The sequence below is a fragment of the Oenococcus kitaharae DSM 17330 genome (assembly GCF_000241055.1).
GTDB lineage: Bacteria > Bacillota > Bacilli > Lactobacillales > Lactobacillaceae > Oenococcus > Oenococcus kitaharae.
In genome coordinates, this window is record NZ_CM001398.1 from 1,309,097 (window position 1) to 1,323,939 (window position 14,843).

The 14,843-nt window shown below is 43.5% G+C and carries 15 protein-coding genes; 14 read left to right on the top strand and 1 reads right to left on the bottom strand.

All coding sequences use genetic code 11. The features are described from left to right. The first annotated feature begins 13 nt into the window (after positions 1 to 13). The gene (locus tag OKIT_RS06590; RefSeq protein WP_007746330.1) at positions 14 to 1,807 is read left to right on the top strand and encodes an McrB family protein; all 1,794 of its coding nucleotides are present in this window, start codon (positions 14 to 16) and stop codon (positions 1,805 to 1,807) included. Continuing rightward, positions 1,804 to 3,159, top strand: coding sequence for a 5-methylcytosine restriction system specificity protein McrC (locus OKIT_RS06595; protein ID WP_007746332.1), 1,356 nt, complete (start codon positions 1,804 to 1,806; stop codon positions 3,157 to 3,159). Before OKIT_RS06590 ends, OKIT_RS06595 begins: the two co-directional genes overlap by 4 nt. On the opposite strand, the gene OKIT_RS06600 is transcribed toward OKIT_RS06595, so the two are convergent. After that, a complete protein-coding gene (locus OKIT_RS06600; protein WP_007746333.1) occupies positions 3,139 to 3,525 on the bottom strand; it encodes an MmcQ/YjbR family DNA-binding protein in 387 nt (128 codons plus the stop codon). The genes OKIT_RS06595 and OKIT_RS06600 overlap by 21 nt on opposite strands. A gap of 240 nt (positions 3,526 to 3,765) precedes the next feature. Between OKIT_RS06600 and OKIT_RS06605 the strand changes: the two genes are divergently transcribed. The 12 genes from OKIT_RS06605 (at position 3,766) to OKIT_RS06660 (ending at position 14,838) form a co-directional block, all read left to right on the top strand. Next, complete coding sequence (locus OKIT_RS06605; protein WP_007746334.1) at positions 3,766 to 4,011, top strand: hypothetical protein; 246 nt, start codon at positions 3,766 to 3,768, stop codon at positions 4,009 to 4,011. A gap of 130 nt (positions 4,012 to 4,141) precedes the next feature. Beyond that, complete coding sequence (locus tag OKIT_RS06610; RefSeq protein WP_007746338.1) at positions 4,142 to 4,681, top strand: dihydrofolate reductase family protein; 540 nt, start codon at positions 4,142 to 4,144, stop codon at positions 4,679 to 4,681. Between the two features lie 90 nt (positions 4,682 to 4,771). After that, entirely contained in the window at positions 4,772 to 5,548 is a 777-nt protein-coding gene (locus OKIT_RS06615; protein WP_007746340.1) for a matrixin family metalloprotease, read from the top strand. Positions 5,549 to 5,664: 116 nt separating this feature from the next. Then, a complete protein-coding gene (scrK, locus tag OKIT_RS06620) occupies positions 5,665 to 6,573 on the top strand; it encodes a fructokinase ScrK (protein ID WP_007746341.1) in 909 nt (302 codons plus the stop codon). 60 nt (positions 6,574 to 6,633) lie between these two features. Continuing rightward, positions 6,634 to 7,287 carry a histidine phosphatase family protein gene (locus tag OKIT_RS06625; protein ID WP_007746343.1) on the top strand — a complete coding sequence of 218 codons (654 nt, stop codon included), beginning with the start codon at positions 6,634 to 6,636 and terminating at the stop codon, positions 7,285 to 7,287. Positions 7,288 to 7,296: 9 nt separating this feature from the next. After that, positions 7,297 to 8,718 carry an NCS2 family permease gene (locus tag OKIT_RS06630; RefSeq protein ID WP_007746345.1) on the top strand — a complete coding sequence of 474 codons (1,422 nt, stop codon included), beginning with the start codon at positions 7,297 to 7,299 and terminating at the stop codon, positions 8,716 to 8,718. 37 nt (positions 8,719 to 8,755) lie between these two features. Next, positions 8,756 to 9,067, top strand: a complete 312-nt coding sequence (locus tag OKIT_RS06635; protein WP_007746346.1) for a hypothetical protein — start codon at positions 8,756 to 8,758, stop codon at positions 9,065 to 9,067. Positions 9,068 to 9,081: 14 nt separating this feature from the next. Then, on the top strand, positions 9,082 to 9,756 hold the full coding sequence (locus OKIT_RS06640) for a 5'-methylthioadenosine/adenosylhomocysteine nucleosidase (RefSeq protein ID WP_007746347.1): 675 nt from the start codon (positions 9,082 to 9,084) through the stop codon (positions 9,754 to 9,756). 35 nt (positions 9,757 to 9,791) lie between these two features. After that, the gene (locus tag OKIT_RS06645) at positions 9,792 to 10,130 is read left to right on the top strand and encodes a DUF1831 domain-containing protein (RefSeq protein ID WP_007746351.1); all 339 of its coding nucleotides are present in this window, start codon (positions 9,792 to 9,794) and stop codon (positions 10,128 to 10,130) included. Between the two features lie 65 nt (positions 10,131 to 10,195). Next, positions 10,196 to 12,517 (top strand): SF1B family DNA helicase RecD2, encoded by a 2,322-nt coding sequence (gene recD2 / locus OKIT_RS06650; RefSeq protein WP_028291730.1) that lies wholly within the window; start codon positions 10,196 to 10,198, stop codon positions 12,515 to 12,517. After that, positions 12,510 to 13,475 carry an SGNH/GDSL hydrolase family protein gene (locus OKIT_RS06655; protein WP_007746359.1) on the top strand — a complete coding sequence of 322 codons (966 nt, stop codon included), beginning with the start codon at positions 12,510 to 12,512 and terminating at the stop codon, positions 13,473 to 13,475. The genes recD2 and OKIT_RS06655 overlap by 8 nt, the downstream gene beginning before the upstream one ends. Further along, positions 13,468 to 14,838, top strand: coding sequence for an RsmF rRNA methyltransferase first C-terminal domain-containing protein (locus OKIT_RS06660; RefSeq protein WP_007746360.1), 1,371 nt, complete (start codon positions 13,468 to 13,470; stop codon positions 14,836 to 14,838). The genes OKIT_RS06655 and OKIT_RS06660 overlap by 8 nt, the downstream gene beginning before the upstream one ends. The last annotated feature ends 5 nt before the right edge of the window (positions 14,839 to 14,843 follow it).

Below are 14,843 nucleotides of genomic sequence, written 5' to 3' on the forward strand. Positions count from 1 at the left end.
AAGATGAATGACTATGATACAAACTGATGAGAATGATTTATTAAAATCTGAACAAAATAAAACCGCACGCTCCGAATTGACAAAAGTAGTTCGTGAGTTTGTTGACTATAGTGACTGGTGTTATCGAGAAAATGAGGGTAAATATTCGCGAGAAAAAGCACAGGCAAATACTTACATTACAGGAAAAAAGAAATCTTCTGGATCCTCGTCAATATTAATAGGTGGATTGAAATTTGGATGGAATTTTAATCAATCTTGGGGAGGGGCAAAACTTTGGAGCAAGGGCTTTGTTAATAGCGCTGATGTCAATATTGTTTATGATCGATCAGATGAATCTCAAAAAGAATTGAAAGTAGAACAATATGTACACGAATCTCAGGCAAATATTTTTGCAAACATTCCGCTTGGCACACAATCGCCTACTGATGCTCAGATAGAGGAAATCGTTAATGATTTTTGGGAATTTGAGGATCAAATAAACGATTCAAAGAAAGAAATTCAAGACAAAGTTTCTTACAAAAATCAATTTTCAAACGTTCTTCTGGAATCCAAAAACATTATTTTTCGAGGTGCGCCGGGCACGGGTAAGACTTATCTGGCCAAGTCACTTGCGGCTGATATTGTTTCAAATGGTAGAAGCACAGCAACAAAAGATTTGACTGATGAGGAGAAATCCCGTATAGGCTTTGTCCAATTTCATCCTAGCTACGATTATACAGATTTTGTCGAAGGCTTGCGTCCAAAAATCAACGATGATGGCTCAATGGGATTTGAATTACAAGATGGTGTCTTCAAGAAATTTGTTTCTCAGGCACAAGCTAATTTGGACAATTCCCAAAAATCAAAAGAAGATATCCAAAAAGAAGCAACCGCTGACAATAAGATGGATGCTTTCTTTGAGAATATTGAGTTTGGTGGTGATACCTTTTCGACTGTCAACGGCTCGAAATTTACTATTGCTGGCATAGATGACCGGCATATCCGTATTGATGTACCGGGTAACAAAATTTCGGATAAGGTCAGCTTGAATATCCATGAACTACAAAGCATGTTGACGGCTAACCAGGATTTTAAACAAGTTAAAGATGTTAATGTGTTTTTTGGTAAACCGCATGGAACCCAACAGTATTCTTATGATTTAGCACTTTACAAAAAAATTAAAATACGCAACACGCGTCCTACTTTACCAACCGTCCCTCCGAAAAAGAAGAACTTTGTTTTTATCATCGATGAGATTAATCGTGGTGAAATTTCTAAAATTTTTGGTGAATTGTTTTTTGCTATTGACCCAGGTTATCGCGGAACCACTAACGGGGTACTGACACAATATGCGAATTTACATGATGATCCGGGAAGCAAGTTCTCCATACCAGAAAATGTCTATATTATCGGGACAATGAATGATATTGATCGTTCAGTTGATAGTTTTGATTTTGCGATGCGGCGTCGTTTTCGCTTTATCGAAATTAAGGCACAAGACAACATTGGAATGCTGGACGAACTGGATGAACCAAAGCGGCAAATGACAATTCAATGCATGCAATCTTTGAATGATGCGATCGTTAATGTAGAAGGCTTAAACGAAAATTACGCCATTGGTGGCGCATACTTTTTGAAATTGAAACATTTGACTTTTGACGCACTTTGGAACGATTACTTACAGCCTCTTCTCCAAGACTATGTTCGTGGCATGAATGATGAAGAAGGCATCATGCAAAAATTCGAAGCAGCCTATAATCGCGGTTATCAGAGTGCTGCTCAAGATAATGCAGAACGGCCTACTGATCCAGATGGGAATAGCCATTGAAAATTAAGGATAATACTCGTAACCCTGCAGCTGCTTTTCAAGCAATTAGTGGGATTGTGGATCGAATCGGTGATAAGACTCTGGGACAACTTGAAAAAGAGGGGATATTTGTCTTCCCTGATTTGATTGAGGACGCAGAAGATATCACTAAAGATGAGATTGTTCTACAAAAAATCGATAATTGCTATCGTTCGAGCAATGTGATGGGATTTATAGGCTTAGGGAGCGAACGATTGGTCATTGAATCACGTTTTTCAGTGGGTCAACAAGATTATTTTTTTCAGTATCTCTTGGAAAAAGTTTTAGATTTGCCAAACATCTTGAGTTTGAATACAGCTGCGAATCAAGAAAATCGTGTGTTTGATTGGTTCGTATTTTTGTTTCCTTATTATTTAAAATCTGCGATGCGCAAGGGTGCTTATAAGACTTATATTCGCCATGAGTATAACAACAGTAATGTCCGCGGTGTCATTGATATCGCCCGCCATGTTCGACAAAACTCGCCTTTTATTGGTCGAGTTGCTTATAGTCAGAGAGAATTTTCTTACGACAACGATCTCATGGAATTGGTCAGACACACGATCGAATACATTAAAAGCCAGCCTTACGGAAATCACTTGCTGCGTCAAGTAAAAGACCAAGTTGATCTAGTGGTTTCAATAATCGGCAGTTATGGCTATCAGAACAGAAGGAAAATTATTATCAAGAATGAAGACAATCCTGTAAGACATGCCTATTTCCGTGAGTATCGTACGCTCCAGCGCTTGTGCCTAATGATTTTGCGACACGAAAAACATCAAATTGGTTTAGGTCCTGAGCATTTTCACGGTGTCTTGTTCGATGGTGCTTGGCTCTGGGAAGAATATATCAATACCCTGATCGGTTCGGATTTTGATCATCCAATGAACAAGGGCCATAAGGGTGCTCAAGAGCTTTTTTCGACCGATATTCGTCAGCAAGGTTTGATTTACCCTGATTTTTTGAGTAAAGGGACTCAGAATGTCGTCATAGCGGATGCAAAGTATAAGCCAGTTGAGAATATCCAAAATAAAGATTATTTACAAGTTTTGGCCTATATGCTGAGATTTGACGCAAAACACGGTTTTTACCTTTACCCGGAAAGAAATACCGATGGAACTGGGTCTTTGAACCTGACACTAAATTCTGGATCAACATATGCACACAATGTGAAACCTCGAAATGATATTGAGGTTACGAAATTAGGATTGAAAATTCCTTGTCCTACGAATAATGGCTATCGCTATGAAGATTTTAAGAAAGACATCTCTCAAGCGGAGAAAGAATTTTTAGGTCGACTGATCGCTAAATCATCAGTCGCCTCTAGCAAATGACTTCCGGACCGATAAAGGCAAGTTGCCAAAGACCAGCGAATAGGAGTTTTCGATCATTTTCTCTATCTCTTGGTCTGAAAGTTCGTCGGTCGACAGCTTGATGGAAATCCAGTGTTTTTTATTCATATGGTGGCCGGCACTGATATCACGGTACATCTCGCACAGCGCGGCATTGGCTTCCAGCCGGCCCTTTAGCGTGATTGCCGTGTCGTCGGTGGCATGAGGTGACATGACGCCAAACATTTTGCCAGCCAAACCAAAATACAGCGTTTCCCAATCTTCGCGATAACAGACCTTCGCCTGCGGTAAATGATTGCCAAAGTCTTGGAAGTGTTCAATTCCGGATTTCACTGATATGTTTGTCATTATGAATGTGTCCTCGGGATTCTGAGTTCTTATGTATTCTAGCAAAATCCTAGACTGAACTCATTTTGATAATCCTACCGCTTAAGGGCTTAAAAGTACCGCTTAACAAAATGGCTGTCTTTTTCCTGAAATTTTTTCCTATGATGATTCCAGGCTCATGGTCAGGCACGCACCCAAATATAAGTGTGTTACTGACAATTAGCGTAGCAAGCCAAGGGATTTTTAAAGGAGAACTCGAGCATGGCAGCTATTCTGCAAATTATTTTTCAAATCATTCGCCACACGCCTTTTTGGGTGTGGGTTGTGTTATTCATTTTAATCAAGCGCGGTAGGGCTTTAATGACCGAGAGTCCTGTGTCTGTAGGACGGTCTTGTCTTATGCCGGCGATTTTCATCATCTGGGGCCTCAATACGATTGTCGACCGTTTTCAAAGCCCAAATGTGTTATTAAGTTTCTATATTAGCGCATTAGTTCCGGGCTTTTGATCAACTTTGACACTATCTGACAGGTGTTATTTCAGTGTTTATTAATGATTGCCCACAAGTTAAATGTCACTAGGAAGTCAGTATTTTTGATACGAAAAGGGCCTAACTTTACTGCTGGTAAAATAGACTCATGGTCTCCAAAACGATGAGAAAAGTCTATTTTTACGGTGCGATTAGTCTTGACGGCTTTCTAGCTCGAAAAGATGATAGTTTGCAGTGGCTGTTTGACACAGAATTGGATCCGGATTATAGCATTGCGGATTTTGAGGCCGGCATTGACATGGTCGTTATGGGCAATACGACTTATAAAGAGACAGGCAAAATACTTGGAGATAGGCCCATGTTTCCTGGCAAAGAAAAAATCGTCTTTTCACGCAGTCAGACTGGTTCAGTTGCTGATGGCGGGCGATATGTTTCTGGCGATCCCGCAGCTATTGTCACGGATTTAAAATTGACTGAAGGTAAAAATATCTGGATTGTCGGCGGCGGCGCAATCGTGACGCAACTGGTTCGACAAGACCTGATTGATGAATTTTGGATTCAAATTGCGCCTATCTTGATTGGCCGGGGTAAGCGATTGTTTGAAGAAGCAGATTATGAAAAACGTCTGTCACTAATCGGCATTAAAGGGATTGGCCAGTTGACAGAACTGCATTTGAAAAGAGAGTAACCTGAAAAAGAAATAGGAATCTGTTTTTATGTCAGTTTTATTTTCATAGCGTATAAAGGGCTGTAATTAAGGTCATGGACGAGATTATTAGTGAGACATAAATTAACAATTATTCTGCTTGCCGGACTGGCAACTGGTACTTTTCTGGTACATCAGAATTACATTACTTTGCCAGGCAACGGCAATCAAGTCGTCCGCCAGTCGACAGATTCGATCGCTTCTCAGCTCAATGATTCCTGGAAACGGCTGACGCTGGCACTGGGGCAGAAGGGTCAGGGATTCAATCTGCCTAGCCTGCCGACGATTGATTCAGGATCCACTGGCCAAGCAAGCGGCCAGAATTCAGCAAGTACAGAAGTGCCTACTGACCCAAATGCCACACCTGTCGAGTCGATTGTTGCCGGCGTGCCTTTAAGCAATGTTTATTACTATCGTTTCCAGCCTGGTTTGCCGCAAGCTGCCCAACAACTTTTTCAACGAGCCGTCAATATCTATAATGCGACTGGGATTGTCCGCCTGATTCCGGGCAACGCGACTGGTACGCAGAATAGTGTCGTTTTTACGGATTACCGTAAAGATGACGGCCCGGTCTCACAACTCGGAACGATCGAGCTCGGCCGTGGCGGCCCGCAGATTATTCAGCATTATGGTATCGCAAATACTGCTTATAACCATGGCATGGCCAGCCTGAATATGAGCTATCAGCAGTCGCTCTCGCTATCCGTGGCCGTTCACGAATTAGGGCATGCACTAGGATTGGGGCATAGCAGCAGTCGCGATTCGGTCATGTATCCGATCGACCAAGGGAAAAGTCAGCTGTCACCTGGTGATTTGGCAGGGTTGAGAGCAATTTATACACGGAGTTAAAGCCGGTTTGAGACCGGTTTTTTGTTTGCCCAAAAAAATTATTAAGCGTTTAACAACATCCAGATAAAAGTCGGGTAGAATAGTTTTGTTAAATCTAAAAAATTGGGGAAGTAGCTATGTTAACCGAAGATAAATTACTGGGTTCGATCGAAGCTGGCGGCACAAAATTTGTCTGTGCTGTGGCCGGGGATGATTTTAATATTATTGATCAGGAGACTTTTAAGACGACGAATCCTGCCGAGACAATGGGAAAAACGATTGCCTTTTTTCAAAAGTTCAACGTCGCTTCGATCGGAATCGGCTCTTTTGGGCCGATCGGTATCAAGGAAAACAGGCCGGATTATGGCTTTATCACAAAAACACCAAAAGTCGGCTGGTCTGATTTTGATTTTGTCGGCAGCCTGAAAGCCGCCATCAATGTCCCGGTTTTCTTCACGACCGATGTTAATTCATCTGCATATGGCGAATATCAATTCGGGGGCGTGCCCAAAGAGGAGACGCTGGTCTATTTCACGATCGGCACCGGTGTTGGCGCGGGTGTCATTCAGGGCGGATCTTTTGTCGGCGGCCGTTCTCATCCGGAAATGGGCCATATTCTTTTGAGAAAACATCCTGATGACATTAATTTCCCCGGTGTCTGCCGTTTTCATGGCGACTGTCTGGAAGGATTAGCTTCTGGACCTTCATTAGCCGCAAGAACCGGTATCAAAGGCGAAGATATTGCCGATGATGATCCAGTCTGGGAGATTATTGCCTATTATTTGGCACAGGCTGCTTGGTCAGCTACGTTGGATTTTCGGCCGGACAAAATTATTTTCGGCGGTTCTGTCTCCAGCCGTCCAGGCCTTTTAGCAAAAACACGCCAGCAGTTTAAGCTGATGAATAACGATTATTTGACGGTGCCGGCTTTGGATGATTACATTGTTCACCCAGCGATCGAGAATAACGGTTCGGCGACTTATGGTGATTTTGCTTTGGCGATGTTTGCCTTGCGAAATGCTGAAAAATCTGATGAAAGGGCTTAAGCGTCAAATTTTCGTTTTTCCAGTTCCTATTTCGGTAAGTTTAATTGTATTCTAAATACTATGAAACGGATTTTTATTGTGAGACATGGGCGGACGGAATGGAATTTGGAATCGCGTTTTCAAGGTGCAAACGGTGATTCGCCGCTTTTGGAGTCGAGTAAAAAAGATTGTGAGGATTTGGCTGTGTTTCTCGATAAATTCGATTTTGCAGCCATTTATACCAGTCCGATCAGGCGAGCGAGGGTAACGGCCGAGCTGACATTATCACATACGAAAAAATATGGCAAAGCGCCAATTGTTGATGACGAAGACTTTCGGGAAGTTGGCTTTGGCGACTGGGAAGGTTTGACAAGGACACAGGTCAAGACTGCTTACCCGGAGCTTTTTGATGCTTTGACTCATCGGCGGGATGACCCGCGTTTGCTGGCTTTCGGGATTGAAAAATTCACGGCAGCCCGCAAGCGTTTTAAAGCGGGCATTATTCACCGCCTTCAGACGGTTTCGGACGGTCAGAATATCTTGATTTTTTCGCATGGATCGATCAGTCAGCTTGGTATTAAGGCTTTGACCGGCAACGAACACCTTACGAGCTTGAAAAATACTTCGACTTCAATTATCCAGACCAGTGACGACCAGCATTTTGATATTGCCGCCTATAATGAGGCAGCATATTTGGAAAATGTCGACAGCAAGGGAAGCACAACATTAATTTAAAGGAGAATCATGTTTCAGCTTGAAAAATATCACACGAATGTCCGGACAGAGATAATCGCAGGGATTACGACTTTTCTCTCAATGGTCTATATTTTCTTTCTAAATCCACAGATTTTAGGTCAGACTGGCATGCCCAAACAAGGCATTTTCCTAGCTTCGATCATTGTTTCAACGATCGGAACGCTTTTCATGGGCCTATTTGCCAATCTGCCCTTTGCGCTTGCTCCAGGAATTGGGATGCAAGCCTACTTTACCTATACCATTGTCTTCGGCTTTCACTTTAAGTGGCAGCAGGCTCTGGCAGTTGTCTTTTTGGTCGGTGTCTTTGATTTGGTGATTACTTTAAGTCACGGCCGTCGGGCAATCGTTAAGGCGATTCCTGAAGAGTTAAAAGCTGCCATCGCTGGTGGTATTGGTCTCTTTGTGGCTTACATCGGTTTGAAAAACGCCGGTTTCATCAATTTTATTATTGATAAAGCCAATATTATTACAGGTTGGGGAACACCTTCCATGGTTGGAAACGGCGGTGTTACGCCCGAGATGGCCAACTTTAACCAGCCGGCCGTCATTTTGTCTCTTCTAGGTGTTTTGATTTTAATTGTGCTTTTGCTGCGCAAAGTACCAGGTGCATTTTTGATTTCCATGATTGTGACCACGATTATTGGTATTCCTATGGGCGTTACCAGCACCCATATTGAATGGACACAATCACTTTCACAGACTTTTTCTCAGTTTTCGAAATTGATTTTTTCTGGTTTTGGTGGCCAGGGTATGCCAACACTTTTCAATAATTGGCATGATTTTCTTTTGACGTTAGCAACAGTCTTTGCCATGGGCTTGACTGGTTTGTTTGATGCCATTGGTACTTTACTGGGTATCGGCGAACAGACTCAGATTTTCACTGCTGCTGATCAAAAAGAATTCGCTGAAAATAAAAGCGGATTCAAAACACGTATGGACCGTGCCTTGCTGGCTGATACTGTGACAACGACAGCTGCTGGTGTTCTGGGCACTTCCAATACGACGACTTTCATTGAATCTGCTTCTGGTATTGCTGCCGGTGGGCGTACTGGTTTGTCCAATATTGTGACTGCGATCGGTTTTCTTTTGACGATCTTCTTGGCACCATTCGTCTCTGTCATTCCGACTTCGGCAACCGCACCGATTTTGATTGTTGTTGGTATGTCCATGATGGGTCAGCTGAGGAAAATCCAGTGGGATGATTTCGAAGTTGCCGTACCATCGTTTTTCACCTCGATTTTCATGGCTTTGTCTTACTCGATTTCCTATGGTATCGCGGCCGGTTTTATCTTCTATATTCTGGTCAAGATTACCGTCGGCAAGTTCAAGCAAATCAATCCGGTTGTTTTGATCATCAGCCTCATGTTCCTGGTCAACTTTATCCTGATTGCCTTCCGTTTTGCTAGCTAAGCTTCATTTTACTTGGGCTTGCTTGTATGATTAATTTATGTCGCTAAAAAGCAGACTGAACAATTGGGTAAGCAAAAGGAACGCGAAGACGGATGTCGAACAGCGTTTGCGCCGGCGAAAAGAAGTCGAGCGGCAATACGCAAAAACACATCCGGAAAAAATCGTTCCAGTCCAGCCTGAATATGAGCAGGAATTTAAATTAACGCATAACGGCAAATTTCAATTAGGTTCAAACGGAAAGCTGACTCGTGAAGGCTTAATCCACCGGCTCAAATATCGTCTGAACATTGCGATTGCTGTGCTGGTTATATTGATCATCATTTTGTATCTGTACTTTATTTTTCTTTAAGGAGAACGCATCACATGAAAATTGGCATTATTACACCCATGGAAGAGGAAAAACGCGACCTGCTGGCTGCGCTTGACAGCATTTCAAGCGATCAAATCGGCGGTCAAGATTTTTCTCAGGGCACGATGTTCGGAAAAGATGTGATTCTGACTGAATCCGGTATCGGCAAGGCACAAGCTGCCATGGCGACTGGTGTTCTTTTGGATCGATATCAGCCGGATATTGTCGTTAATACCGGTTCTGCCGGCGGCTTGGCGAGTGGTCTGCATATTGGGGACCAAGTGATTGCTCAGCGCCTGGCTTACCATGATGTGTATAACACAAAATTTGCTGGATCAGTCGGATTTGTGCCAGGGAAGCCCCTTTATTACGAATCAGATGCCAAGCTGGTAGCTGATTTTCAAGAAGCCAATCCTGAAGCCAAGACTGGCTTGGTTGTTTCTGGTGATTCCTTTGTCATGGGAAATATGAAGACACAGATTGTGACCAATTTTCCTGATGCCATGGCTGTCGAGATGGAAGGCGCTTCGGTAGCTCAGATTGCTTATGACTTCGGTGTACCTTTCATCGTCCTGCGTGCCATTTCTGATTCAGCCGATGATGGGGCACAAGAAAGTTTTGATCAGTTTTTGCTCGAAGCCGGCCGCAAGTCAGCCAAGTTATTGTTGAACTTTATTCAAGGTTTATAAGATGCTTGCTGCCTGTCAGCTGATATAATTGGGTTATGGCATTTTCAGAGACAGTTTCAGTAAAAGGTGATCAGACATATCGCATCAGTCCGTCCATTAAAGCATTTACATTGCGCGATTTGGGATTTTTCCCGAATAATGCAGGCGCTTTGACCAAGACGACACTCTTGGAGCCTGAAAAGGGCACTGCGGGTTCGCGAAAATTGAAGCTTGTCTTTGCTAAGGATGTTTCCGGCTTTAAAGTTTCGATCCTGACAGCTAATGAGGCTTTAAATGTTGATATTTTCTCAAACGATCAGGATCAGCCTTTAGTTGAACAGTACCGTTATCAAATTCAGCAGCTGATCGACAGAAATGTGTTGGAAACCGTTTAAAAATCTATTTTATTTCTGGAACAAGTGCGCAACAGCACTTGTTTTTTTGCGTTAAACTTGTTTACGTGCCTGAATTAACAGCAAGTGTAAAACGGTCTTTTTTTGTCAGCAGCGATAGTGGCTATGCTGTTTTTTCGGCGAAGGTTTCTGACAGTGATTTCAATTGGGAAGAATCCATGATCACGCTGACTGGTGAGATCGCTGATTTAAAGGTTGGCGAATCCTACGAGTTTTCCGGCCAGCTGACTGAACACCCGCGATATGGCAAGCAATTCAAAGTCGTGGATTATCAATCGGTGCTGCCCAATGATAATGATGGTTTGGTCGATTTTTTGAGTTCGGATTTATTTCCCGGAATCGGTCGGACGACAGCTGAAAAAGTTGTTGATAGTTTGGGCAGCAAGACAATCGAGCTGTTGACCAGCGATGATAGTCAGCTGCAGACACTCTCTTTGACAAAAAAGCAGCTGGCAACCCTGAAAAAGGGACTGCTGGAAAATCAGGAAAAAACTTCGGCCTTCAGTCAGACGGGCAAATATGGCCTTAGCCAGTCCTTGATCGAGCGGCTTTTTGACGAATATGGCCTGATGTTTACGACCATGCTGGCCGAAAATCCCTATCAATTTATCGGCCAAGTTGAAGGTTTTACTTTTGATAGCGCCGAACAGGTGGCACGAGTCGACAATTTCCAGGACGAAAAGGCCCAGATCCAAGGTGCGATCGTTTATGCCTTATTGAGTGATCAACAGGAAAACGGCGGTACTTATTTGACTGAAACACAGCTGTTTGCAGCTGTGGCAGCTCTATTACATAGTGACCCTGGATTCTTTGATAAAGAGATTTCAGAGAATCTGCAGCTTTTGAAGACAAAAAAACGCATCGTTTTGATTGATGACCGCATCAGCCTTGTCGAAAGCTACAATTTGGAAAGGGCAGTTGTCAAAGATTTAAAACGTTTGATTTCCTTTCCTGAAGCCAAAGACAAGCAGCCCTTAGCTGCCAAGACCGATGCTGCTTTAGACAAAGACCAATTAGCAGCGGTTAAATCCGTTTTCCAAAATCGGATTACCATTTTGACAGGCGGCCCTGGGACTGGCAAGACGACCGTCATCAAAGAAGTGATTCATCAATGGCATGCTGCGGCATCTAAATCCCAAGAGAATGATGAAGAGGATCATAAGAAAACAGTTCTTTTGGCAGCACCGACTGGTCGCGCCGCTGCAAGAATCACAGAAGTGACCGGTAAAGAAGCTGTCACGATTCATCGTTTGCTGGGTGCAACGGCTGATGGCTACTTTGATTTTGACGAGAGCAATCAGCTTCAGGCGGGCTTGATCGTAGTTGATGAAATGTCGATGGTCGATTTGGCACTGTTTCAGCATTTTCTCTGTGCCGTGCCCAATCACTGTACACTATTATTAGTCGGCGATAAGGACCAATTGGCGTCAGTCGGTGCCGGTCAAATCTTAAATGATCTAATTTTGAGCGAGAAATTTGCCACGGTTCAGCTGCAGACTAATCACCGGCAGACTAAGGGATCCGGCATCGATTTATTGTCGCAGGATATGAAACAAGGTATCGTTAATCCAGCTATGTTTCAAAATAGCAAAGATGTGTCTTTTTTTGCTTTGGAAGAGTACCAGTTGGATCGCGGCATCAATCGGATTTTGTCAGCAGCCATGCGCTTCGGAATTAAAAAAGAAGATTTGCAGATTATCACACCGACCAACCGTCTCGTGGATTTATTGAACCAATTGGCGCGGCCTTTTCTGATCGATAGTGACGGTCAAGTTGATTTGTCGGCGGATTTTCTGCCGGGCGATCGTGTCATGCAGCAGGAAAACGATCCGGAAAAAGGTGTCAATAATGGCGATATCGGTTATGTGACAGCTGCCCATTTACAAGGCCCGGTCCGCTCACGTTTTCTATCGGTCGATTTTCTCGGCAGTCTCGTCACTTATAAAGAAAACGAAATCAAGCAGCTCCGGCTCAGTTATGCGTCTACGGTCCACAAATCACAGGGTAGTGAATTTAAAAATGTGATTTTTGTCTTGACCAGCACCTTTAATAATTTTGTGACACGTAATTTAGTCTATACAGGCGTTACGCGAGCCGAAAAGTCTTTAATTATGATCGGCAGTCAAGCGGCTTTCACGGATGCAATTAACAATCCGACACCGTTGCGCCAGACAAATTTGGTTAGCCTTCTGGGTGGCAAAAAAACGTTAGTCGCTCAAAAGGAAACAAATATCGAGGCAGAACCTGCGGCTCCGACTGCTGCACCGAGGCTTTTCACATTAAGTAAGCAGCTGATAGATAGCGGCCGGATTGATCCGATGATCGGCATGGCAGACATCACACCAAGGGATTTTTTACAAAATGATTAATTTTCCTCTCACAATTGAATCACATGCTTTTTTGGGTAGTTGGATTGAAGATCCTGACCATCAGCACATTCTAACCACAAATCTGGGTGCTGAGATTTATTTAAAAAGCCATGAATGTTCTCAAATTGTCCTAGACTGGGCTGCTAAGACGCGTGATGGCCAGTGTTCGCGTATTCTGATTTCACTTGATGGCGGTGTTTTTAAATCCGAAAAACTGACAGCCGATCCGATTATTTTGTCACTGGATCCAAAAGAAGACCATTTAATCCGTATCATGACACAAGCAATCAGTTATGAAAAAGCACGGACATGGACGCTGACTGACTATTTTTGTTTGCAAGGGGTTACGCATAATGGTCAGCTGACAGGTGCTGTGCCAAATCGTAAAAAACTGATTTTTGTTGGGGATTCGATTATTAACGGGCAGAAAGTTCTGGCGGACAAGACGACAGCGGCACACCGCCCCGATTTAAGCTGGGATTTCTTAGTCTCTGAAGCCTTGAATTTGAATAATGTCCGGATCGCTTATGGTGGCTGCGGTATTACGCAGCATGCCAAAATCTATCCGCCGACTGCCATGGATTTTCTTTGGCTGTCGTCTGAGACTTTGCCCCGCCTGATCGATCAAAGGGATGATATTGCTGGTGTGGTCGTGAATTTGGGAACCAATGACGGCGATGCCGACCAGCAGGAATTTACCTTTGCGCTGAAAATGTTTCTCCGGGAATTAAAAAAACGTTTTCACGACGCCAAAATCATCATTGTCGAACCCTTTAATGGTAATTTCAAACAAGTCTTTGAATCGGTTGTCACATCCTATGATCCGAATTACACATTAATCAAAAATACATCTTGGCAGTTTCCGACCAGCGACGGCGGTGTCCATCTAAACCAACTCGGCCATCAGCAAGCCGCAGACATTTTACTTCCGAAGATTAAAGAGGCCATTAATGCTTAAATTGCCTGCGGCTTTTATTACTAAATATCAGCATTTGCTAGGCGATCGGGCCGAGTCTTTTTTGGCCTCTTTTCAATCTGAACCGGTTGCTGCTTTTCGCCTGAATCCTTTAAAAAACCTGCAAGATTACGGCGATTTATCTAAGAAGCACCCAGTATCTTGGAATCCGGAAAACGGCCGTTATGGCAAGATTTCCGGTCAATCCGACGCTTTTTTAACCGGTGTGGTCTATTCGCAAGAAGCCAGTGCCCAATTTGTTGCTCGTGTGGTCGATGCTGCGGCCAATGAATGCGTCTTAGATTTAGCAGCCGCTCCTGGTGGCAAGACGACACAAATGGCAGCTGATATGCAGAATCAGGGACTTTTGGTCGCTAATGAGATTAATTTTGGACGCGCCAAAATCTTGAGCCAGAATATCGAGCGCATGGGGATTAACAATTGTCTGGTTACCTGTGAAAAACCTGACGCGTTAGCCGATTTGTTTCCCAATTATTTTGACAAGATTTTATTGGATGCGCCCTGCAGCGGAGAGGGCATGTTCCGAAAAGACCCGAATGCCATCGATTATTGGCATCCGGATTATAATGACGAATGCGCTCATCGGCAAAAAGAGATTTTAAAATCAGTTTTATTGATGCTAAAACCTGGCGGCCAATTAATTTACTCCACTTGTACTTTTGCGCCGGAAGAAGACGAGCAGGTGATTGCCTGGCTGCTCTCAGAATATCCGGATTTGCAGCTTCTACCGATAAATAAGCCGGAAGGGATCGAGGACGGACGCCCGGATTGGGCTGACCATAATCCTGAGTTGAAAAAAACAGCGCGCCTGTGGCCGGATAAGCTTCAAGGCGAGGGTCATTTTGTCGCCAAACTGGTCAAAGCGACTGACGAGCCAACTGACAGTCAAACGAAACTTCTCAAGAGCAATCTGAATAAAAAAGATCTGCCCGTCATCCGAACTTTTTTCAAAGAAAGTCGTTTGAGCTTTCCCTTAGATCGTTTATTTGAATTTGCAGATTATGTCTATCTGTTTCCAGAGGGCTGCCCACCAATTAAAGGCTTACGCGTTTTGCGTTTGGGTTTGCAATTAGGCCAACTGAAAAAAAATCGTTTTGTACCTTCACAATCCTTGGCAATGAGCTTAATTCCCGCTGATAGTGCTGAAATTAACCGATTTGAGTTATCTGATGATCAGCTAAAAGCTTATGTCCATGGCGATGTGATTGCGAATCTGACAGTGCCTTTACAAAAGGGCTGGGTTCTTGTCACGAAAAAAAATAACGGCCTTGCATTCGGTCGTTATTCAGATCATATGATTAAAAACTTTTATCCCAAAGGGCTGCGAACAACCCTGCACGATTAAATCAA